Origin of the sequence: Marinoscillum sp., from assembly GCF_965229915.1 — a bacterium.
Classification (GTDB): Bacteria; Bacteroidota; Bacteroidia; order Cytophagales; family Cyclobacteriaceae; genus Marinoscillum.
The window spans coordinates 135,990-158,940 of record NZ_CBDDJZ010000002.1 but is presented as its reverse complement, the minus strand read 5'-3'; the positions used below and the strand labels follow the sequence as shown (position 1 = coordinate 158,940).

The 22,951-nt window shown below is 38.3% G+C and carries 22 protein-coding genes; 14 read left to right on the top strand and 8 right to left on the bottom strand.

The window, feature by feature from the left end:
* Nucleotides 1–489: 489 nt before the first annotated feature.
* Together ACO067_RS22765 and ACO067_RS22760 are read right to left on the bottom strand one after the other, a co-directional pair.
* Entirely contained in the window at nt 490–3,588 is a 3,099-nt protein-coding gene (locus ACO067_RS22765; RefSeq protein WP_421878792.1) for a Tn3 family transposase, read from the bottom strand.
* A gap of 24 nt (nt 3,589–3,612) precedes the next feature.
* Nucleotides 3,613–4,242, bottom strand: coding sequence for a recombinase family protein (locus ACO067_RS22760; RefSeq protein ID WP_421878789.1), 630 nt, complete (start codon nt 4,240–4,242; stop codon nt 3,613–3,615).
* Between the two features lie 281 nt (nt 4,243–4,523).
* Between ACO067_RS22760 and ACO067_RS22755 the strand changes: the two genes are divergently transcribed.
* The 6 genes from ACO067_RS22755 to ACO067_RS22730 all read left to right on the top strand — a co-directional run bounded on the left by ACO067_RS22755 (nt 4,524) and on the right by ACO067_RS22730 (nt 8,233).
* The gene (locus ACO067_RS22755; RefSeq protein ID WP_370086947.1) at nt 4,524–4,874 is read left to right on the top strand and encodes a SnoaL-like domain-containing protein; all 351 of its coding nucleotides are present in this window, start codon (nt 4,524–4,526) and stop codon (nt 4,872–4,874) included.
* 82 nt (nt 4,875–4,956) lie between these two features.
* On the top strand, nt 4,957–5,586 hold the full coding sequence (locus ACO067_RS22750) for a YceI family protein (protein WP_421878786.1): 630 nt from the start codon (nt 4,957–4,959) through the stop codon (nt 5,584–5,586).
* A 54-nt stretch (nt 5,587–5,640) separates the two neighbouring features.
* Complete coding sequence (locus ACO067_RS22745) at nt 5,641–6,297, top strand: NAD(P)-dependent oxidoreductase (RefSeq protein WP_421878783.1); 657 nt, start codon at nt 5,641–5,643, stop codon at nt 6,295–6,297.
* Between the two features lie 79 nt (nt 6,298–6,376).
* Nucleotides 6,377–6,856 carry a phospholipase gene (locus ACO067_RS22740; RefSeq protein ID WP_370086941.1) on the top strand — a complete coding sequence of 160 codons (480 nt, stop codon included), beginning with the start codon at nt 6,377–6,379 and terminating at the stop codon, nt 6,854–6,856.
* 20 nt (nt 6,857–6,876) lie between these two features.
* The gene (locus ACO067_RS22735) at nt 6,877–7,323 is read left to right on the top strand and encodes a MarR family winged helix-turn-helix transcriptional regulator (protein WP_370086939.1); all 447 of its coding nucleotides are present in this window, start codon (nt 6,877–6,879) and stop codon (nt 7,321–7,323) included.
* A 100-nt stretch (nt 7,324–7,423) separates the two neighbouring features.
* Complete coding sequence (locus ACO067_RS22730; RefSeq protein ID WP_350221683.1) at nt 7,424–8,233, top strand: class III extradiol ring-cleavage dioxygenase; 810 nt, start codon at nt 7,424–7,426, stop codon at nt 8,231–8,233.
* Between the two features lie 27 nt (nt 8,234–8,260).
* Here ACO067_RS22730 and ACO067_RS22725 read toward each other — a convergent pair whose 3' ends face one another.
* Entirely contained in the window at nt 8,261–8,503 is a 243-nt protein-coding gene (locus ACO067_RS22725) for a universal stress protein (protein WP_421879949.1), read from the bottom strand.
* A 414-nt stretch (nt 8,504–8,917) separates the two neighbouring features.
* Nucleotides 8,918–9,484, bottom strand: coding sequence for a TetR/AcrR family transcriptional regulator (locus ACO067_RS22720; RefSeq protein ID WP_421878779.1), 567 nt, complete (start codon nt 9,482–9,484; stop codon nt 8,918–8,920).
* A gap of 77 nt (nt 9,485–9,561) precedes the next feature.
* Here ACO067_RS22720 and ACO067_RS22715 point away from each other — a divergent pair, with 77 nt between their 5' ends.
* The 8 genes from ACO067_RS22715 (at nt 9,562) to ACO067_RS22680 (ending at nt 19,408) form a co-directional block, all read left to right on the top strand.
* Nucleotides 9,562–10,026 carry a GbsR/MarR family transcriptional regulator gene (locus tag ACO067_RS22715; RefSeq protein ID WP_421878776.1) on the top strand — a complete coding sequence of 155 codons (465 nt, stop codon included), beginning with the start codon at nt 9,562–9,564 and terminating at the stop codon, nt 10,024–10,026.
* 5 nt (nt 10,027–10,031) lie between these two features.
* Nucleotides 10,032–11,375 (top strand): TolC family protein, encoded by a 1,344-nt coding sequence (locus tag ACO067_RS22710; protein WP_421878773.1) that lies wholly within the window; start codon nt 10,032–10,034, stop codon nt 11,373–11,375.
* A gap of 8 nt (nt 11,376–11,383) precedes the next feature.
* Complete coding sequence (locus ACO067_RS22705; protein WP_421878770.1) at nt 11,384–12,436, top strand: efflux RND transporter periplasmic adaptor subunit; 1,053 nt, start codon at nt 11,384–11,386, stop codon at nt 12,434–12,436.
* A 6-nt stretch (nt 12,437–12,442) separates the two neighbouring features.
* Nucleotides 12,443–15,580, top strand: a complete 3,138-nt coding sequence (locus tag ACO067_RS22700; protein ID WP_421878767.1) for an efflux RND transporter permease subunit — start codon at nt 12,443–12,445, stop codon at nt 15,578–15,580.
* 18 nt (nt 15,581–15,598) lie between these two features.
* Nucleotides 15,599–16,279 (top strand): sterol desaturase family protein, encoded by a 681-nt coding sequence (locus ACO067_RS22695; RefSeq protein WP_421878763.1) that lies wholly within the window; start codon nt 15,599–15,601, stop codon nt 16,277–16,279.
* Nucleotides 16,280–16,315: 36 nt separating this feature from the next.
* Entirely contained in the window at nt 16,316–16,765 is a 450-nt protein-coding gene (locus tag ACO067_RS22690) for an HD domain-containing protein (protein ID WP_421878759.1), read from the top strand.
* A gap of 499 nt (nt 16,766–17,264) precedes the next feature.
* Entirely contained in the window at nt 17,265–18,092 is an 828-nt protein-coding gene (locus tag ACO067_RS22685) for a tetratricopeptide repeat protein (protein ID WP_421878757.1), read from the top strand.
* A gap of 734 nt (nt 18,093–18,826) precedes the next feature.
* Entirely contained in the window at nt 18,827–19,408 is a 582-nt protein-coding gene (locus tag ACO067_RS22680) for a hypothetical protein (RefSeq protein WP_421878753.1), read from the top strand.
* A gap of 158 nt (nt 19,409–19,566) precedes the next feature.
* Here ACO067_RS22680 and ACO067_RS22675 read toward each other — a convergent pair whose 3' ends face one another.
* The 4 genes from ACO067_RS22675 to ACO067_RS22660 form a co-directional block, all read right to left on the bottom strand.
* Nucleotides 19,567–20,103 carry a Dps family protein gene (locus tag ACO067_RS22675; protein ID WP_421878750.1) on the bottom strand — a complete coding sequence of 179 codons (537 nt, stop codon included), beginning with the start codon at nt 20,101–20,103 and terminating at the stop codon, nt 19,567–19,569.
* A 794-nt stretch (nt 20,104–20,897) separates the two neighbouring features.
* Nucleotides 20,898–21,332, bottom strand: coding sequence for a DUF2141 domain-containing protein (locus ACO067_RS22670; protein ID WP_421878747.1), 435 nt, complete (start codon nt 21,330–21,332; stop codon nt 20,898–20,900).
* Nucleotides 21,333–21,335: 3 nt separating this feature from the next.
* Nucleotides 21,336–22,307, bottom strand: coding sequence for a calcium/sodium antiporter (locus tag ACO067_RS22665; protein WP_421878744.1), 972 nt, complete (start codon nt 22,305–22,307; stop codon nt 21,336–21,338).
* Between the two features lie 4 nt (nt 22,308–22,311).
* Complete coding sequence (locus tag ACO067_RS22660; protein ID WP_421878741.1) at nt 22,312–22,935, bottom strand: hypothetical protein; 624 nt, start codon at nt 22,933–22,935, stop codon at nt 22,312–22,314.
* Between the last annotated feature and the right edge of the window lie 16 nt (nt 22,936–22,951).

Here is a 22,951-nt window from a genome sequence, read left to right as displayed (position 1 = left end):
GATTTTTTGTTTACTTTTTTATCAATGAAAAAAGTAAAAGCCCAGCGGCTTGAGCGATTAAGCGAACACAGATAAAAGACAGCCGACTTGTGAGCTATTCTGAATGCGCTACAAGCGTCAAAGAGATTCTCACGTCATCAACAACCTTCGGTTTACTGATTCCTCAGAATGACGCTTGAGATTGGCTTGTGCTGTGGGCCAGACAAAGCGTGGGCTTGCAAGTGTATCACAGGCAAAATCCTAATCGCTGAGAATCGTGTATTTGAAATCAATCTGACCAATCGTACGGATAACGAAAAATAGGACGATAAGCTTTTGCCTGAGATTCTCTTGCTTAGGGCTGGTCAGTGAGCCTAAGCTCACAAGCGGGCGGGGAAACTATTAATAGCCGTTTGGTCAGGGAACGGCCGAGCGAAGGATTGTGCGCTGGCCGAGCGGCTATTTAATATAACGTCTAGGCCTTCAAGGTCTATACGGGTGTGATGTACATTAGGAAACTACTTGTAGTGATCTAATCTTATCGAACTCAAATGAACTTATCTCTCCATTATCGAATAGATTTTCAAAGTCATACTCTCCATGTATGTTTATATGTTGCCAAGTCATGATTGATCCATTTCTCACCTTTCGAAGAATTTCTTGAAACTCTGATTCGTCATCCGTCTTTGCTAGCCGATCACTAATTTTCAAGTAGTTGAAAAGAATAATAACATTTTGAATTAGATGCCGAGTAGCTACAGCAAGCTCCTGTTCTTCTTTTGTTTTCACCTTTATTTCTTGATTATTCCCGAAGAAAATTGCTTTAGCAAACTGATGGGAAAGTTCAATTCTATTTAAGGCTTTTTCAGTCGATTGCCTTAGTTCCAACTCATCAAGGTATTTGAGTAAGAAGTACGTTTTGAATGTTCGCCCAACCTGTTTTAGTCCTTTATATAAAGGATGTTGTTTTGAGTATGAACTTAGCCTTTTCAAGATACGTGATGCTGTCGTTTCTCTAAGCTTAATTGTAACCAACAATCGTAATATATTATCCCATTGCTCTTCTATAATATTTGTATTGATATAGGTTTGAGCATTTGGGACTATTTTGTAATTAAGCTGTTCATATGATTTTCTTGGATTCTGTTTAAACGTGTATTTGAGTTGGTCTTTGTAATTTTTGATTCTTGGTGCAAAGAATACACCTATACCATTGGTTATGCCAAAGATGATTTCGCTAAATCCATGTGTATCGGTTGAATGAATATCGCTTTCAATATCCTCATTGTGCATTAAGCCATCAATAACATATGCCGCCTCTCTTTCTGATGAACTTATTACGGTATTATAGTATAGTCTACTTGTTTCATCTATGAAGCTGTAAGCACTCACTCCCCTCCCAGATCCAAAATACTTAAACGAAAAGTTTGCATTTATTGAAGGTACGGTAACACTAAATTTTTGTCCATCACTAGATGTGTGATTTTGGTTAATTTCCTTCTTGTAGAGCTTTGGCAAGGACAGATCATTAATTATTGCATTGATTTTGTTATTCGCAGTATCCAAATTCTCTTTGCTGAAATACCATTTTATCAAATAGTCAAGGCTATCTGGTGTTACTCCCTTAGAAATCTGTCCCATTTTTCTTATTCCGATGTTACAGCCCAATCCAATTATTGCAGCGTAAAATGCTTCATTTGATGGAGTACTTTTTTGTCCCTTCTGTCCAAAGTAGAGAAAATTTTGAGTGAATTTAGATACGAGATTAGCCTCCGAAAGAACAAGCGGTAAAGGAATAATTCCCCTTTCATCTTCGAGAAGGTCTAATAACCCACTTTGATCTGGTTTTTCCACTTTTGGAGTCACAACCTTTGCTGCCCCAGAATTAGTGAAAGTCAAATGGTCATTAGTTTTTATGTTCTCATTGGTTTTTAAATATTGTTCATGAAGGCTAAAAGTCATTCTATTGATGAACACTTTCACATCTCTTTCAAATGGTAAAGCAGCCCTATCGAGTAGGCTGTCCTTTTGGTTTTCCCATCTTTCCTGAGAAATAAGATATTCTTCAACCGCCCTATATCTTTCTGAGTTACTAAGGTTTAGTGAGCCCCTTTTGATGTGCTCAACAACTTGAATAAATAGAATTACTTTCCAGATAATCCATTCATCCCCTGGGTAATCCTTCATTCCCAGTAGACTCCTAGAGTCCATGAATTTTACAGGAAGTTTATTCAATGAACTGACCTGACTATTGTTTCTAAAGAAATCTATTGCATCAATAATGTCAAGATTTGAAGTCGACCTATTGAAGTCTAAAACCCGAATTATTCCCCCAGTACGATTCTGAATTTTCCTATAGTTCTTTATAAACTTTTCATACATCAATTGATTTTTTAATCCGGAAGAAATCGAAGTTTCTAGCTTTATAAGCTCTTCTTCAATTTTCTTTTGCTGTGCCTGTCGATCACCTCTCGATTTATCAATGTCATAAAAGATCTCTTGTATCCGAGCAACCTTTTCACTATCATTTTGAACATTAGAAAACGCTAATTGTCTCATATGCTCTACGTGATCTGATAAGGATCTGACCATTTGGATGACTTTTTTTGTCTGCTGAACACGAACAGGCCTCTGATTTAAAAAATCATCTGTAATTTCTTTTTCAATATCATTTTGAAACTTTTGAGTACACTTCAGAAGGGTATCTACGAATAGGTCCTGTCTTATTCGATATTGATATATTATAAAAGCCAAAAAGTATAGGTGTCTTTTAGAAGGCTCTGAAATTGTCAAGAATTTGATATGTTTAGACTTAATAAGCCATAATGCATAGTAGTTAAGCAACTGATCGGATAGATCAATTTTTTCTAAAGAGGTTTCAAATTGCCTGAACAAATCGGCAACAACCTGAAAATCCTTTAAGCTTTCCTTAATCTTACTTGGGGTTATTTCCTGCTCTGGAGTCTTAATAGTTGTCAGTAAGTATGGATTACTAGGTGAGAGCGGTTTAGTAGGATCTTTTGGTAATTCGAGGATAGAGTCAATTTCATCTCTTTGCGATTGGCCCAATACTCTTGACACGCTATCCAAAAGGTCACTCTCTAATTTCCTGAGAGCTTTAGTAATCACATCGGCAAAAACGTGATATGTAGGAATTTCAACGTTTCTTTCGTCAAGAATTTTAAGAAGTGTATGTATTATCTGCTTTGGTTTTAATGCAGTTTTAACTAAACCCTCAACCTCTTGAATAAACTGACCTTTCCAATTAGAGAACAAGGTAATTCCAAGACTTTTTGCGATAATGGATTTCTGCTCCGAATATGTGACTCTATGATAGTTATCAAAAGATGGCAGTTCATATAAACCTAACTTATTGATTACATATCGGACGTCATCTTGATGAAAATCTTTGACTTGATAAAATCTCCCACTTGCCTTAAAGTAGCCTTTTAGTAAAATGAATGCTACGAGAGTCTTTGGCTTCCGAAAATGATTCTGATATTGACGTACTGAGGATATATCAAAAAACGCTTCTCTTTGATCATCATCTAATTCAGGGACTTTGTCAAAGTCACTTTTTTCGTATTCGTTGAGAATATTTAATAGCAAGGCTCGCAATGTCTAAAAATGAATTTACTTAATTTTTATCTCATCTTGTAAATCCTTTACCTTCTTGATTGTGTTTGGTGAACACTTGCACAGCTTCTGAATCTCCCTAGAGGAATATCCTTTGGATAAATACTTTTGAATGTCGGTATGCTTGGAAATAAACTTATCTACCGATTCCCTTGATCCAATCTTTCTTCCAGTGGTAAGTCCTTTAGCTTTACGAGACCTTATCCCTGATTTGATTCTATAACTCATTTGTTCACTTTCAAGCCTGGCCAGGTCAGCCATAATCGTAACAATCAATTTTGTAAATATTTCACTAGAAGAGTCAGATTTGTTAATTGTGGTTCCCAGGTTATGTATATATATGGCTACTGATTGTTGTTTAAGTTCTTCTATCAGTCCAAGAACCTCATGAGTATTTCTTCCGAGTCGTGAGACTTCTGATACCATTATACATTCAACACCATTAGATTTTATGTATGCCAATGCCTTCTGAAGAATAGGACGTTCATTAAGTGAGACTGAAAATCCAGATGTCTTTTCCGAGAAGACTTTGATCACTTCAAAGCCTTTCAAAGATTTCATATCATTTACCTGCCTTAAGGTAGACTGATCTTTTGTGGAGACTCTGGTGTATATAATTGACTTCATGTTACAATTTAATCACTAGCTAAAATAGTATCTATTTTTAAAGCTAATGATTAAGGAATTGGTCAAACATCAAAAAAATGATAACATTATTTATTTAATAACATCTAAGAAAGAAAATTATATATTATGAGTACCAATTAATAAAGTAAAGGATTCACAAACTGAGCCTACAATCTCCTTTTAATTTACGATTTTATAATATATGTTTAGACATATTTTGTTTAAACTTTTAATTAGATTCACTTATTAATACTTAATTAATCACTTAAATCCAGAGAGAAATGAGTTTAAAAGAAAAAATTGAAGACCTGAATCAGATGATTTTGTCCGGACAAATGATGGAGGCTTTTGAAAAGCACTACCATACCGATGTTTCTATGCAAGAAAATAGTCAACCACCGACAATTGGAAAAGACGCTAACAGGGAACGTGAAATTGAGTCAATGGGAAATATTGAAACATTCCATGGCGCAGAAGTAAAAAGTGTAGCGATTGGAGACGATGTGACTATGGTAGAATGGGAAATGGATGTGACCTATAAAGGAGCGCCTCGGATGACCATGTGCCAAGTAGCTGTCCAAAGGTGGCAGGATGGACAGATAATCCATGAACGATTTTATTATTCTTCTTAATATGAAAGAGCTTTCATATAGATATTCAACTTTTTACTTATAGCATGATTTGAAAACTATCTAAAACCAATAAACGAAGAAAATGAAAACCAGATTGATCGCAAGCTTACTTATCCTAGGGCTATTTGCGTGTAACAATTCAAACAAAAATGAGTCGTCTGACTCTGGGGAACAACAAGTAGCAAATGAAGACACAGTCACCTCAGTTTCTTACGCAATTGACACAACCAGTTTAGTAAACTGGAAGGGTAGCATGATTGGCGTATATGCCCATGAAGGAACTATCAGCTTCAAAGAAGGATCACTCACAATTACAGGCAGCATTGTGTCTGAGGGTGTCTTTGTAGTGGACATGTCATCAATGGTCACTACAGATGATGATGCGCTGTATGAAATGGCTCCTCGTGAAAAGTTGATCGGGCACCTTCAGTCTGATGACTTTTTTAGCGTAGAGACTTTTCCAACATCGAGTTTTACGGTAAAAAGTGCCACAGAAGGTTCAATCACCGGAGATCTGACCATTAAAGGGGTAACAAATGAAGAGACGGTTAGGAATGTTTCCATAAATGAAGACGGAGGAAAGTTAAGTGCAAGCGGAAATCTGACTTTTGACCGTCAGGTCTATGGGATTTCATATAAAAACACAATGGGAGATATGGTCCTGGCAGATGAAATTGAGCTTCGCATCGAGCTATTAGCTACAAAAAAATAGCATCTAATCATTAGTTAATATGGAAACAAAACAATTATCAAAAGGTAGAGTAACATGAACGTTGCAATTTTTGGAGCTACAGGAAGAACTGGCATTCATCTTGTAGATGAAGCCGTTTCTTTGGGGCATAATCCTGTTTGCCTGGTGCGTGACGAATCTTCTTCAAAACTATCTTCGAAGAAGGTGTCCATCGTAACCGGGTCACCACTTGAATATGAAGATGTAAAGAAAACCATTGATGGTTGTGAGGCGGTATTTTGTGCGCTAAACATTGCTCGAGAATCTGATAATCCCTGGTCAAAAGTTGTTTCACCTCAGAACCTTTTAGAACAGTCCATGTCCAATATTGTGAGGGTAATGAAAGAGAAAGGGATTAAAAGGATATTGACTGTGTCTGCCTGGGGAGTGGCGGATAGCTATGAAGAAACCAACTGGATGTTTAAACTATTGATCAACAAAACCAATGTAGGCACTGCTTATAGGGGGCATGAGCAACAGGAAAAAATCCTGAAGGAGAGCGACCTGGAGTGGACGTCTGTAAGACCTGTCGGATTAACAAATAGTCTTAAACATAAACCAACACGTGTAAGCATAGATGGTTCAAAAAAACTTCGCATGACAATTGGAAGAAAGGACGTAGCTAAGTTTATGCTGAGTATCTTAAAAGATGAGCAATATTTTAGGAAAGCCCCTAGTATTTCTAACGATTAAGATAAGGGCAGCTCAGAAATTTTGATTTTTTTGAGCTGCCTTCTTTCATTTACTACGTAATTGAATATGACATTAAGCTATGAACAAATTGGAATTAACCTCTTATAGGCCTGGAGCAAAACCCAAAACCACCCCCACGAACCCTCATACACAGTTAGATCAGCAGCCTGAGGATTTAACCTTTATAGAAGAGTTAAATAAATGGGCCTTTTCCCTCCCATATATCTCTAGGGAGCAAAGCAGAATTTCGGTACCCGGAGCTCAAGCTATGTGCTTACCCCATGATAAAAGTTGCCAGCACTGCAATGCGTTTATGGTAGGTACAGAATTCGCGCATTTTCATCCCTATCCGGATTATAGCATGCACCTAAGTCTGCCAGAAAATGACGTAAAAGAAGTCATCGACAAGGGATGGGGTGAAATGCACCCTGTTGTGTACAAGGGTTGGCTTCCACCAAATTTCATTATGCTTTATGCTCCCAGAAACAATGAAGAATTGGAGGTAGCCAAAATCATCCTTACCCAATCATATAATTTCGCCATTGGGAATAATGATTAGTTAGATTCAAAAGACTTATAGTGAGATTAGAAGACGAAATAAAAAGTAGCTTTAGAAACGAGTATCACAAGGCTCTTGTCAACTTGTACTATACCAATAGTTTAATCGGACAAAAATTTTTTAAGCTAATCAACAAGCATGGGTTAGCCACCCCGCAGTTCAACGTACTCAGAATTCTAAAAGGCCAGTATCCTAAGGCTGCCACTATTGGACTTATAAAAGATAGAATGGTTGATAAAAACTCCGATGCTAGTAGAATTGTGGACAGGCTACACAAAAAAGAGTTAGTAAACCGTACCGAAAGTCAAATTGATCGAAGACAAAAGGAAGTAATCATTACCCAAAAGGGTTTGGATTTACTTGAGAAAATGTCTTTTTGCGAGGAAGAGGAAGACGCCATCCTTTCTAATTTGAACAAACAAGAGGTGCAACATTTAAATATGCTACTAGACAAGATCAGGTCATAACACTATTATGGATCGATCCACTTTTTTAAAACTATCAATTATAGGAACTATGGGTGCAACCACATACGGGTTAAAGGGATTTGCAAAGTCGATCCAAGATATGAAACGTACTGATCAAGTGTTACCTGTATTGTTTACATCTCACGGAAACCCAATGGATATACCAATACCAGCTTATGGGAATCCATTCACCTCCTATTTGGGAGATACTGGAAAGCAGATCAGGGAAAAATATAAAGTAAATGCTATTTTGGTCGTCTCCGCTCATTGGTGCACGAATGGTACTTACGTAAATACATCACCATGGCCTGAAACGCTTTATGACTATTATGGTTTCCCTGCAAACTATTATACCGAAAAGTATCCTGCACCGGGAGCACCAGAAATCGCAAAAGTGATAGCTTCCAATATTTCTACTATCAATGAAACTACAGACTGGGGTTTTGATCATGGCAACTGGCCCATGCTGAAGCATCTTTTTCCCAAAGCCGATGTTCCTGTTTTTCAGTTGAGTATTGACTATTACAAGCCACCACAGTATCATTATGACTTGGCATTACAGTTAAAGAAGTATCGAAAAAAGGGAGTGTTAATTATAGGAAGCGGTGCACTGGTGCATAATCTCCAATTGGCGATCGCAAAAATGCAAAGGAGAGACACCAAACTATACGGTTGGGAAATGGAGTTTGACAGTTGGATTAAACAGCGAATTGATGCAAGGGACTTGAAAAGCATCATTAACTATGAAACGAATAAACTGGGTCTGTTAGCAGCTCCGACACCTGATCATTATGTTCCGCTGATCTACTCAATGGCGCTGGCTGATAGTCGGGATGAAATTATACATACTTATTCAGAAATGCTTCCCGGGTTTAGTAACAGGAGCTTCATTATTGAGGCGGTGAATTAAGAATTTTGAAAATAAACTTGATACTTTTCAATCCTTAATAACTATCATAGGAATACTTGAATGTAGGGCCAGTTTCTTTGTCAGACTTTTATGAAATATTCTATCAATAAGATTGTATTTCTTACTTTTTAAAACCAAGAGGTCAATTTTATTTTGAGAAACAAATTTTTGAAGACTTTTATAGATTTCATCCTCTAGCGGTAGCTCAATATAACTTTCCGTATCGGCGTATTTCTCTTGCTTCTCTTTTAAGAACTGTACGGTTTTTATTTTTGCATTTGCAAACCAATCAAAGATTAGATTTTTGCTATCTATTAAGTCTCCTGGTTCAATGGCGATAGCTATACGCTTAGGGGGGGGTAACTACAGTTTCTGGAGGGATTATTAAAACAGGAAAGCCGGATTTGCTTAAAACTGCCTATGCGTTGGAACCTAAAATCATTGACGATTTCTTTTTTGCCCCTTGAGTTCCCATAAAAGCATTTAGTACATATTTTGTGGCATCTTCTGAAAAGACAGTGTTTACGTACTTCAATGCAGTTGTGATAATGTCTGAGAAATCGGTAGGAACAAGTATTTTCATTTTTTTTAAATTCAATGTCTATTTCTTCTCTTCTTGTAAAAAAAGTACACAGATAGAATGGGTTTCGGAATCTTTCTGATCAGCTAACAAACTGATAATAATCATATTTTCATTTCCTCATGGTGATTTTTTAATCCCGCAATAAAATGATCTATTATTTGAGGTAAGTCCTTATTACTTTTCTTTAGTTCAGGAATTCTACATCGCAGTTTAGCCAATTGCAGGGCCATTATAGCCAAAATCCGTGCATCAACCTCTCTTCTGAAACATTGCAATGAAACCCCCTCACTAATTGCCTTTTCAAATGAAGAAACAATAAAATTATTTTCAAAGGTGCTGAGTTCATCTTTCCCATCAGGTATATAAATGGCTATAAATCTCAAAACCTTGTCGTCAATAAGCATGTATATTTCGTTACACATATAGAAGAGTTGAATAATTCTTTGTGTTGGATCTAGGTAATCTATTTTGGTTTCGTAATATTTTATGTGCTTAACAATAAACCTTTTTAGAAGAATAGTAAGTATGTCTGATTTAGAATCATAGTACTTATAAATGGTTTTTTTTGAAATTCCTAATTCAACGGATAAACGATCGAGGCTTGCATTTTCAAAACCCTCTTCTAAAATCAATTTTCGAATTGTCGCCAGAATCCTAAGTTTTTTCATACTGTCAATTAATAAAATAAAGTTAGTTTTTCTGTTTCAGAACTAAAAATTACATATTTGCACTTCATAAAAAACTCATGGAAAAAGAAAAAGCTCAGTTTATTGAGACTACTGGTGCTCTCATTGAAAAAAAAGGATTCTCCCCTATAGTGAGTAGGGTACTTACTCTGCTATTGGTATCTGATTCTGAAACGATGAATTTCTATGAAATACAAGAAACCCTGAAAGCCAGTAAATCAGCAGTGAGTAACGGAATAAACTATCTTCTTGATAAAAAATATATAGAGGCTAGTACAAATATAGGTGATCGTAAGAGGTACTTCCGCCTGAATTTTAAGACCTGGATTGAATTGTTAAAATCAATTAGCGAAGAATACAAAGGCTATAGGGTGGTGCTGGATCAAGCATTGGAACTCAGATCTAATAAATTAAAAGAAAGCAATTTACAACTCACTGAAATTCGAGATTTATATCAACTTTTTGAGAATAAGCTTCCCGTTATTCTTTCTGAATGGGAAGCTAAAAATTCAATACAATCATAGCATCGATGAATCAAATCTTTTATAAAACTATTTTTATTCTACTCGCTTTATCTGTTTTCAGAAATAGTGCAGCGGGTCAGGAAATTTTTTCATTGCCTGAAGTGGTAGCATATACGCTGGAAAACAACAGCGAGATCAAGAAAAGCCTGATACAGGAAAAGATAGGTTACGAGGTGACTAAAGAAGTCAGAAGTACGGCTTTACCACAGGTAATGGCAAGTGGGAATTACACTAATAACCTGCTTCTTCCGGTTTTGGTTGTGCCTGGAGAACTTACAGGCAATCCGGGTGAGGTTAGCACCTTAGAAGTAGGGTTGGATTACAACAACTCTATTGCATTGTCGCTTAACCAACCTCTTTTTGATAAATCTGTATTTACTGCTTTGAAAGCTGCAAGATCCTCTGAAGAGTTGTATGCTTTAAGGGTAAAAAAAACCAAAGAAGAGGTCGTTTACCGAGCAGTAGTCCTTTATTACAATGTCTCCATATTAGATAGGAATATTGATATCCTTCAAAGTAATTTGGATCAGACCAATAAACTTCTTGAAATATCCTCAGTGCAATTAGATCAGGGCTTCATCAAGCAAGTTGACCATGATCGTCTCAAGGTTTCTAAAATGAACCTTGAAATACAACTATCCGACCTGTCCCTTACTAGAAAAAACACCATAAAGCAACTGCAGCTAATCATGGGGATGGATCAGGGGACTATCCTCATTTTGGAAAACGATGAAGATAAAGAAGTGCAGTTGGTTGATGTACCGCCTATGACTAATGAAAATCTCACGGATCTCAACCTACTTAATGTTCAAAAGAGACTATACGAACTGGAAAAAATAAATTTTCAATCAGGGTATTTCCCTAAGCTGAGTTTTTTTGCCAACTATGCCTACAATGGCATAAGTAACGATGCGCTATTTTCGGGTTCAGATGCAACTACCAACTGGTATGACGTTTCATCCATTGGGCTCAGTCTTAAGCTGCCACTTTTTGATGGTTTTAGGAGAAGTGCCCAAAGCATGCAATCCCAACTGAAAAAAGAGCAGGTTGAGGAGTCCATCGAATTTACAAGAGAACAATATAGTGTCGACTATGCCAATGCTCAGAATAAACTCAATCAGAGTTTATCCACCCTTGAGACGAGAAAAACAAGTGTTGATCTGGCACAAAAGGTCTATGACCTTTCTCAGAAAAGTTATGAAGAAGGGTTGTCCGACCTGACAGACTTATTGAGTGCAGAGACTGCACTTACTACCGCTCAGCTCAACTACTCAGCAGCACTTCTTCAAGTGAAAATATCAGAAATAGAAATACTCAAATCAACAGGTAAACTCCTCGAATCTTATTAATTAAAAATATGAAAAAGATAATAATTAACTCAATAATATTCCTAGCCCTGATTGCTCTGGTTGCCTTTATACTGAAGAGCAATAAAGAAGAAATGAAAGAGGAAGTGAAATTGGCCCAGATAAAACCAGACTTCATTCCGGTGAGTGTAGAGCCATTGAGAAAAAGAACGATTGAGAGGAGCTTTCAGGTAAATGGTAACCTGATTCCGAACAAAGAAGTTACTGTTTCATCAGAAATGCCCGGAGTTATTGAATCAATACAGATTGAAGATGGTACATATATAAAATCAAACCAGGTACTTGCCAGACTTGATGACCAAACTATAAAAGCAGCTTTGGATTTAGCGAAGGCCAATTTAGAGAAAATAGGAAAAGACAAGAAACGTATTGAGAACCTATTTAAAGCTGGTGGAATTAGCCAGCAGGACTTGGATAATATTCAGCTGGCTTACGTAAAGGCCAAGACTGATTTGATTTCAGCAGAAAAGGCTTATAATGACACATTTATTAGAGCGCCATTTTCAGGAATAAATGACAAAAGATACATTGAAAAGGGAAGTTATGTGCGAGGCGGAGATCCACTTTTTGACATTGTAGATATAGGTAGGATGAAAATGGTGGTAATGGTTTCTGAAAATCGCATACAGCAGGTGGAATTGGGCATGTCTGTTACTATTACATTACAAGCCATGAGTGGTAATGAATTTGAAGGGACAGTAAGCAGAATTGGAGTCAGAAGTTCAGAGGCCCTTACATTTCCAGTAGAAATTAAAATTACAAATGCATCAAAGAATTTAAAAACAGGAATGTTTGGGACTGCCCATTTCAATATTCAAACCAGTGAGGGATTAGCCTTAAATCGAAATGTCCTTGCGGGTAGCATTGAAAACCCACAGGTCTATATTTATCAGGACAGCACAGCGGTATTGAAGAAAATCGTGGTTGGCCAAAGAAATGACAACTACATAGAAGTAGTCTCAGGCATTAATGAAGGAGACTTAGTTATTACCTCCGGTCAAATTAATTTAACAGATGGTGCTAAAGTTGGGATTAAAGAATAGCTCATTATGAAAATCACTGAAATATCAATAAAACGATCCACAGCACCTGTTGTGGTTTTTATAGTACTTACATTGCTCGGTTTAGTCTCTTATTCGCTTTTAGGCTATGAGCTTCTTCCCAAGTTTACTCAACCCATTGTTACCATCACTACCACTTATCCAGGTGCGGCTCCCAGCGAAGTGAAAACATCAGTTTCTGAGAAAATTGAAGATGTACTTTCCTCCATGGAAAATGTGGAATCTATCAGTTCTACTTCGCTAGAGTCTGTTTCAATTGTCACGGTTGAGCTCACTACAGACGCAGACGTAGATTTGGCGCTACAGGAAGCACAGCGTAAGGTCAACGGAATCATATCTCAACTTCCGGAGGATGCTGATCAACCTTCGTTATCAAAATTTTCAATTGATGACTTGCCAATTATTAGCCTGGCCAGTACAGCAAGCAACTTGGCCCCTTCGGCATTTTTTGATTTGGTAGATCAACGGATAGTTCCCGAGCTTTCAAGGATAGACGGCATGGCTCAGGTACAATTAGTAGGTGGAGAAGAGAGGGAAATCAAAGTCAATATTGACAGGGAAAGGCTAAAAGCATACAACCTTTCCATTTTACAGTTGGTACAAATGATTGAAGTATCAAATCTTGATTTTCCAACCGGGAAAATAGAAACCAATGAAGAGCAGCGAACCATACGGCTTTCAGGTAAATATCAAGACCTGGAAGAAATAAGAAATTTAGTCATTGGTTCTTTACCAAGCGGAGCAGAGATAAGGGTTAAGGATATAGGCGAGGTAGTGGACGGAAAAGTCAAGGTGGAAAAGGTAGCGCGCTTTAATCTTGAAAGTTCAATAGGAATACTCCTCACCAAGCAAACAGATGCAAATGCCGTAGCGGTTAGTGAGCTTGTACGAGATAAAATCCAGGAGCTGGAAGAAATATACAGTGAGGAAGGCCTCAAATTTAACATTGCCCAAGATCAGTCAGAATTTACACTTGAAGCAGCAGATAGTGTAATTCACGATCTGTACATAGCAGTCATTCTTGTAGCCATAGTCATGTTTTTGTTTTTGCACAGTATAAGGAATGCTATTATTGTAATGATAGCTGTGCCGATTTCCCTTGTTGCCACTTTTACTGCGATGTACCTTGCCGGCTTTACGCTAAATCTGATGACCCTTCTGGCACTATCCTTAGTGGTGGGTATTCTTGTGGATGATGCCATTGTTGTTATAGAAAATATATACAGGCATATGGAGATGGGCAAAAACCGGATCAGGGCTTCTTTTGACGGGGTGAAAGAGATTGGGTTTACAGTCACTTCCATCACACTTGTGATTGTTGTGGTTTTCTTACCGCTTGCACTGGTAGAATCTCTTATATCCCCGATATTGACGAACTTCTCTCTGGTGATCGTTGTAGCCACGCTATTGAGCCTTTTGGTGGCATTCACAATTATTCCCCTTCTAACCTCTCGTTTTGCTAAAATAGAAAGCTTTAATCCCAATGGAATTCCAGCTCGGTTTAACAGGACTTTTGAAGGTGTTATAGACTCTTTTGGTGGATGGATCAACAGGGTTTTGATTCAATCAATGAACAACAAGACAATCACACTTATTGTCACCGGGGGATTGTTAATTGGATCCTTTTTGCTTGTTGGATTTGGATTCATTGGTGGCGAGTTCATTACACAAGGAGATCGAGGCGAGTTTGTGATTCGCATTGAGCTCCCTAAAAACGCTTCGGTGGAAAAAACCAGCCTTACAACAAGGACTGCTGAAACCCTGATTTCAAAATTACCGGAGGTGGTGAGCACCTTCACCACGGTTGGTCAGACCAGCCAGGGTTTTGGTGGAACCCAGGCCATTCCAAATGAAGCTGAAATCAATGTCAAGATGGTTCCTTATGATCAGCGAGATGTATCTGCCACCGTGTTTTCAAAGCAGGTTAAACTCTTACTTCAGGAATCCATACCAGGAATCATTGTTTATTCATCGCCCACAAGTATACTAGGTACAGCTACTGAAGCGCCAATACAAGTGATCTTTGCCGGACCGGACCTGGATCAGCTGATGAAGCTTGCTAATGACATAAAAAATGACTTGGCAAAAGTAGCGGGTACTACAGAACTTGAATTGAGTATTCAAGAGGGAACACCAGAAGTAAAAGTGGATATAGACAGAGACAAAATGGCTAGCCTGGGATTGGATTTGGGTACAGTTGGTGCTACCATGCAAGTAGCCTTTTCAGGAAACACTGATGCAGCCTATAAAGATGGAAACTATGAATATGACATTAATGTGAAACTGAATGAATTTGATAGGAGAAAAGTTAGAGATGTAGAATCCTTGATATTTATTAATAGGTATAATCAGCCGGTAACACTCGATCAGTTTGCAGTAGTATCTGATACAGTAGGTCCATCAAGGCTGGAACGAAAAGACCGGATCAACTCGGTCAAACTATCTTCTAAGATAATAGGTATTCCAGCAGGGGCTGTTGGTCAGGAATTACAGGACATCATTGATAATAAGGATCTACCTCCAGGAGTAACGTATTCATTTGATGGTGATTTGAAAAGGCAATCACAATCGTTCGGGGCTTTAGGTTCTGCTTTTCTTTTCTCAATAATCTTGGTATATCTAATTCTTGTGGCCTTATACGATAATTATATCTATCCGTTGGTCATTCTTTTTTCCATACCTGTAGCCATCGTTGGAGCACTCCTAGCCCTGGCGCTGGCAAAACAAACACTGAATATCTTTTCCATCTTGGGGATCATTGTATTAATTGGCCTTGTAGCTAAAAATGCCATTTTGGTGGTTGACTTTGCTAATCAAGCCAAAGAAAGTGGCTCTAATACACGAGACGCTTTGATAGAAGCAACTAAAGCGCGCTTAAGACCGATATTGATGACGACCATTGCCCTGGTATTTGGTGTATTGCCAATAGCTCTCGCCAGTGGAGCTGGAGCTGAGTGGAAAAATGGCCTTGGATGGGCAATTATCGGGGGTCTTTCCAGTTCAATGCTCTTAAGCCTTGTGGTCGTCCCAGTTGTCTATTTGATTGCTGATAGATTGGTAGAAAAATTAGGATTGACGGAGAGAAAAGAGAAATATACCACTGAGCTGAATGCAACTCAAACGTAAACTTAAAAGATAGATGTAATGAAAGAAGCAGTAATATACCCCAATCAAAAAGCACCTAGCTTATTCAGGAGCAAAATTTTAAATGCATTAACATGGTCCCATCCAGCTCTGATTTTCACTATGTATCTATTGCTATCTGCTGCAGCTGTGTTTATATATTATAGTGAGTTTAATGCGAGAATTGATTTGATAATCATCTACTTCTTATCTGGACTGTTTTCATGGACATTTGCCGAATATTTACTCCATCGCTTTATTTATCATAAAATTAAAGATGCCAGCTATGACACAGGATTTCATTATATGTTTCATGGCATCCATCATGCCTACCCCAATGACAAAAGCAAAACAGTTTTACCTCCAGTACCTTCACTTGTTATAGCTGGATTCTTTTTTGGTTTGTTTTATGTTATCCTCGGTCATGAAGCACTCATCTTCAGTCCGGGATTTGTTATAGGATACTCAGTTTACATGTGGATACACACAATGATCCATCGATTACCTGTGCCCAGTAGATTTAATTTCTGGTGGAAACATCATAATATACACCATTATCAACAACACGATCGTGCTTTCGGTGTAAGCACACCATTATGGGATATTATATTTCGAACTATGCCAAAGGAAGGCCGTAAAACCACTGTTTGCAAATTTGATAAAAATGAATTAAAAAATAGAACTACAAGTAATCAATATTGAAGAAGATTTAGAAAGGAAATTGACCGTGTTTTAACAATGATTTCTGAGTCAACCATAATAGAAGTCAAACAATATACAAATGAACTGCTTATTAGTTTAGACCACAAATACCTATTTCATAATTGGAATCATACGCAGGAAGTTGTAAAAGTGTCAATGGAATTAGGTAAACAATGTGGTCTTTCAGAAAAGGATTTGTCAATCTTGAAAGTGGCGGCTTATTTTCACGACACTGGGCATGTCAAAAGCTACACCAATCATGAAGAAATGAGTGCATGGATTGCAGCTGAGTTTCTAGAAATTAGAGATGTGGCAAAGGAAGAAATTGAAACAGTTAAATCCTTGATTCTTTCAACAAAACTAACTTCACCATGCTTAACCACAATGCAAGAAATCCTTCATGATGCAGATTTGAGTCATATCGGAACTTTAGATATGGAGAGGAGAGCCAAGGCACTAAGAAAAGAGTGGGAATACTTACTTTGATCTAAATATTCAGAACGTGAATGGTTAGAATTGCAGATTTCTTTTTTGAGTCACCTAAGATTCTTGACTGAGCCTGCAAAAATAAAATTCGAACCAATCCTTAGAATCCATATAGGACATATGAAAAAGAAACTTTTTGATTTGTCCTCAAAGGAAAAATGAGATTTTTAAACTTTTCACAAATTCATGAGCAATTTTCAAGACATGTGAGGAATTAAATATTAATCCAAATTAATAGATCATTAGTCAGCATGTATGTGCTATTATTGATCCTATTGCGAATTTGGAAATAACTCCAGACTTTATATATATGTATGAAATGGAGAAGTGTGAGGATTTGATCCTTATGGAAAAGGCTGGTAGGTTAAGGTATTTTTGATCCTTTCTTTGTGAAACTTACATATAGAGACTCATCTCCTTAGATAATAAAGCGAACGATAGGAAAGAACGATTCTATACATAGAATTGAATTTAATCCTCTACTTCATATTTTTACTAAATGGCCACACAACCGATTGTTGCTGAAATGCTAGACGGCTTATGGCAGTTTATTTTTCCTGAAGATATTGAATCTGAGGATGTGCAGGATAGATACTGGCAAGCTATAGAACTGCTAGATGTAGATACTAAAAAATCCGCAGAGATTTTGTCTGAATTAGCAACCCGATTCCCGTATTTCATTGATGCTCATAATCATTTAAGTATTGCCTACAAAAACCTCAATTTGAGAGATAAGAGTTTTAAAACTGCGATAGAGGGATATCAAATTGGAAGAGCTGCTTTTCCACCAGAGTTTGACCATAATCAAGATATGCTAAAATGGTCGATCCAGGAAAACCGACAATATTTAAGATCATGTCATATTTTAGGTTTAGAGTATCAAGACAAGAATGGATATGATCAAGCAATTGACCTATATCATGATGTTTTAGTGAAAAATCCTGGGGATAATCAGGGAGTACGATACCTTGTATTTGAATGCTATTTGCATAAGCGAAATCTTGAAAAAGGTCGTGAATTTCTTGAAATGCATTATGACGCTTCAATTGAGTTTACCTACGGAAGAGTTTTAATTGACATTCTTACTAACAATAAGGATTTAGCGCTAGACAATATCAACGAGGCAATAGCGTCTAACAAGCATCTACCTCAGATTGTAATTGAAAGTGGGCGCAATAAGCCAATGCCATACAGAATACCTGGTGAGCCAAACTTTATTCCAGAAGGAGTACCCGTAGGATCTGTACACGAAGCATATGAATATTGGAATAGAAACAAGGAGATTTTGTCTTCACAAATTGTAAGAGATTTTTTTAAGAAGATATGAAATTAATGAACGGTAATCACATCCAGGAGACACTTTATCGGCTAAGAGGGTATGCCAATAGAGTGGACGAAAACGACGACTTTAGCCAAGACGCCATGTTATTCTATAAAAAAACTAAGAACGGAAAGTATGTGGTCATCAATCACTTTAATAGGAAAATGAAATTAGAATTACAAGGTTTTGATTCTTGGCTCTGTGAGTATTATTCTAGAAATGATGAACCGGGGATAGATTCACCAATTAGTATAACGGAAATTAAATAGGGCTTAAAGCTACCTCAAGATCTTAAGCTAATTGATCAATATTGTTGATGGTGTGAAAAGGTGGTTAGAGTGTACGTACTTTTTATAATCGCAAATGTACATTACGCCCGTATAGACCATAGAGGCCGTCTAATTATATAACATGGACCGGAATCCAAAAAATCAAACTAAGGAGCAGTACACGTACAAACTCGCTGGCTACTGCCAGCTTAATATAATATTGAATTATATATACATGGATTCGTGTGAAGGATATGGATTTGTTTTAACATAAAATCATTGTCGTTATTCGACTGGCGTCAAATAACTGATTTTATATTAATCAGCAAAGCTGACCACAAATCCATATAACAATGTTATATAATTTATATTATGTTAAGTTATGTATTTTGGAACTCCTCTATCTCACGTTTCGGCCATCTTAGTTTTCCTTCTAGGTGAACCATATCCTTTGTGTTAACTTTAATCCATATGACGTTACAGCTATCGATACGTAAACAAACTCTCCGACTGCTACTCGGCATCATCACACTCATCATTCCGATTGTGATAGCCTTGGCAATCCTCTTCATCTCTAATGAAGAAATTCAGTTTACATCTATGGACTCATACTTATACACCGGCTTGCGATACCTGGTGGTCTGCTTACTCCTTATCACTTGTTTGATCTTGGTAATGTATGGTCTCACATTTTACAATGAACGTCTGACTTTATTTGTTTCCGCTGGTTTGCTACTGCTCATGGTGTTCGTACCAGTTTCACTCATTGACACCTACACCTGGGCTGATTATATACCGCAGTTGACATTTGTTTTATTTCTTGCGTCGCTTGGCTGGCATGTGCGCTACACGTTCAATCTTCCACTGGGGTTTCCCGCATTAACAAAGATTGGCCTGGGAATCTGGATGCTAACATTTGTCCTTCTCGTGTGGGTGTTGACTCTTCAGTCGTTCTGGCCACCAATGACATTCATTTTAGAGACACTGATTTTATGGCAATTTACTGCGGGAATTTTTATCAGGCACCAGATCAATAAAAAACTCGGTGGTTAATTCGATCATCTCGATCAATGTTAAAAAGACTTGAGTTGCACTGCCACCTCCCGCCATCGACACTTTCCTGTGGCCCCTTTTTCAGGCACAAAAAAACGGACAACCCAAGTGAGCTGTCCGTTTGATGTATGTATGTGTACGTTTTTATTTTTCTGTGACTACTCTTCGGTAGCAAATGAAGTCATCATCCAGTGATTTTTTTCCGTTTCATAAACGAATCCTTTTACCATATCTTCTGTACCCATGTCGCCATTTTCGATGGCCACATCTATGGCGTTGTACATAAACTCTATCAGGATTTGATAGTCGTCTAAAATCTCTTTGACCATCTCCATCGCTTTCAAGTCCGTTCCAGTCTCCTTGATGTCACTGATCTCCAGGTAATCCTTCATGGTGCTCAGCGGTGTTCTGCCGAAGACTCTGATCCGTTCGGCTATTTCATCAATAGCCAGCTTTGCTTCATTGTATTGCTTTTCGAACTGTTCGTGAATATCAAAAAAATCCTGACCTTTCACGTTCCAGTGATAATTTCTAAGTTTCTGATAGTGCACACTATAGTTTGCCAGCAGGTTATTCAATGCATTGACCAGTTCGTGTGTTCCTTCTTTGGTGTAACCTAGGCTTGCAAAAGCGCGCTTGTTCGGCGTCTTGGTGTCCGTTCCATTTTCGCTGTAAGTTTCAGTTACCGTACTCATAATTATAGTCGTTTTATTTTATGTTAGTTTCAATAATACAACTAGCTGTAAATGCCATTGTTTCGAATAATCCGGATTTCTCCTAACCAACTTTTTTTTAACCGCAGAGAGAGCAGAGAATACAGAGAGACACCGCCAGAGAAAGCCAATGAAAATCAAAATCGTCACTTCTTACTATTCTACTTACGTCACTCCCTGGTCGGGCACCCCTGAATTTCCATGATAAGTAGAGTCCTTTTAGAGATTATGAAGAAATTCTAAGGGAGTCTGCGTCATTTTTGAGATTGCTTTTTTACTTAACTACCGAGAAAACTAATTTTTTTAACTACAGAGAAAACGAAGAACTCAGAGAACCTAGCTTTTCCCTCCATTTCAAGGGAGGGACGAGCAGAATTAGTTTATTTAAAGCCATGTTTTTAGGGTGGGTTGGGAAACAACCGCAGAGAGAACAGAGAACTCTGAGTGACACAGGTCAGTCATCCTATAGAAGGCTAATAAAAATCAAAACCGTCACCTAAGCCAAGAAAGAAATTTAAGGAATGACAATAAGAGTAACCGTCATCCCACGGATTTCTAGCCGATACTTCGGGTGAAATACCGGGGGATCTGAAAGAGGATGTTACACAGTCGGACTAGTGTTATTGTCCAAGGTGGAAATTCAAGTCATGAAAATTAAATAGATCGAGAGCGGTGCTATTTTCTAGGAGATTCCCCTAGAATTCTAAAAGGTTGGAGTTTTGTCGAATCTAATTGCGTAAAGAATTCGGGGAATGACGCATGGTGGATTCCTTCAATTAAAAATCCAAATAGCGCATCTTCACCACTACGGTATCTGGTGTTGGGTAGGTAAAGGCGAAATCTTCGAATTTCGGCAGCATGATTCCTCGCACTTCAAAGTTGCTGAAACCAAAACCTTCCAGCGGAAAAACCAATCCCATATCCACCACATTGTTGCCATTGGCGTCATCCAGTACTGCCAGACCGTATTTCCCGCCAGGTTTCAAATCCGTCAAGGTGCCAGTAAGGCAGCCGTCTTTCATCGTCCACTTCTCAAAATTGATTTCCTTGCTGGGTACACGCTTTTTCCAGCTTTCCTGGTTCTCATACAGTCCTACAAACACGTACCCGTTTGGGTAGCGTACGCCCTCAAATCGCACCACCAGTGCAGGTTTTACAGGGTCAGTCTTCGGCATCCACCACAGACACCACATCAGCCAGAGCACTTTCATCGTTTATCCGCGCAATACCAGGTACGTCAAATAAGAAAAGTAGATCACTACGAATACAAGTCCTTCAAATCGACTAACCATGGGTTTCTTGCCATTTATTACTGCAAATATCAATACGGTATTGGAAAAAATCAGCATCAGGATATCGTCATTATTCAGCTCATTGAATGGCAAGGATTTGATGGTGGCACTGAGCCCCAAAATCCAGAATATATTGAAGATATTCGACCCGATCACATTCCCGATCGCCATGTCAGCTCTGCCCTTTCGTGCTGCCACCACACTGGTGACCAGCTCTGGTAGTGAGGTGCCAATAGCGATGACCGTTAGGCCTATAAACGATTCGCTCAATCCAAAGTTTTGCGCAATTAAAATCGCTCCATCCACTATCCATTTGCCGCCAACAAACAGTCCAACCACCCCTATCCCCACATAGATCACGGATTTGGGCATGGTCATCAATTTGACCTCTTCATCATCCGTATTGTAGAGGTCTTTTTTATTGTCCTGACTCACCACATAGATGTAGGTCATAAACAGCCCAAAGAAAAGTAGTAACAGCACTCCGTCAAACTGACTGATCGCCAATCCTGAACCTGAACTGAATAAGTTGGCATTGGCCAGAAAGCCTACCATAAAGGTAGCTACCAGCGATATGGGAATCTCCGTGTAATAGATGCTCCTCTGGATGGGCAGTGGCCGCACCAGTGCAGATGCACCCAAGATCAACAAAATATTGGCAATGTTGCTGCCAAATATGTTTCCGATGGCGAGTTCTGAGCTCCCCTTGAAGCTAGCCAGTACGTTCACAATCAGCTCGGGCATGCTCGTGCCAAAGGACACTATGGTCAGCCCAATGACCAGCTCAGGTATGGCAAATCGTTTGGCAATGGATCCGGCTCCTTCCACCAGGAAGTCGGCCGCTTTGATCAGGATGGCAAATCCTAGAATGAACAAAACATAGGTGAGTAGCATGAGCTTAACTTGTTAGTATTTTATGACGGTAGTGTTTGTCGCCAAATGCCTTGATGGCATAGGCAAAAAAGATCCCCGAGAGGATATCAATGCTGTAGTGCCCTCTTGCTAGAAACAGCGAGACCACAATGACCAAAAATGAAAGAAAAAGCCAAATCCTAAACGATTGGTTTTCAGCCATCAGAAAGTACAGGTAACTAACACCCGTATGTCCTGAAGGATAAACTCCCAACTCATAGTTGGAAAACCCGCTAAAGGGACTGTCTGTACCATCAAACATGGGTGGATTACCAAATGGTGTGAGAATGATAAACACAGCCCGCACCATGTGAAAGGCCCCAATGAGCAAAAGGTAATAGGGAATTTCGTTGACATTGTTTCTTTTGATGACGTACCAAATGAATATCGCCAGAGAGATCAATGAGAAAAAATCATAGAGATAATCCACATCCATGTATGGAATGTTGTTCAGGATCAAGTCGGACAATACTGGCAAGGTTTGTCCTTCGTTCATGTAATGATGCAAATAGCTCTGTGACATCATGTTAAGCCCAATTCCTGCCAACAGGAAAACCACTGAAATATGAAAAATAGGTCGTTTTAATAGGTCAGTCACCTGCGAATCCATCTCTCCTTGTTTTAGC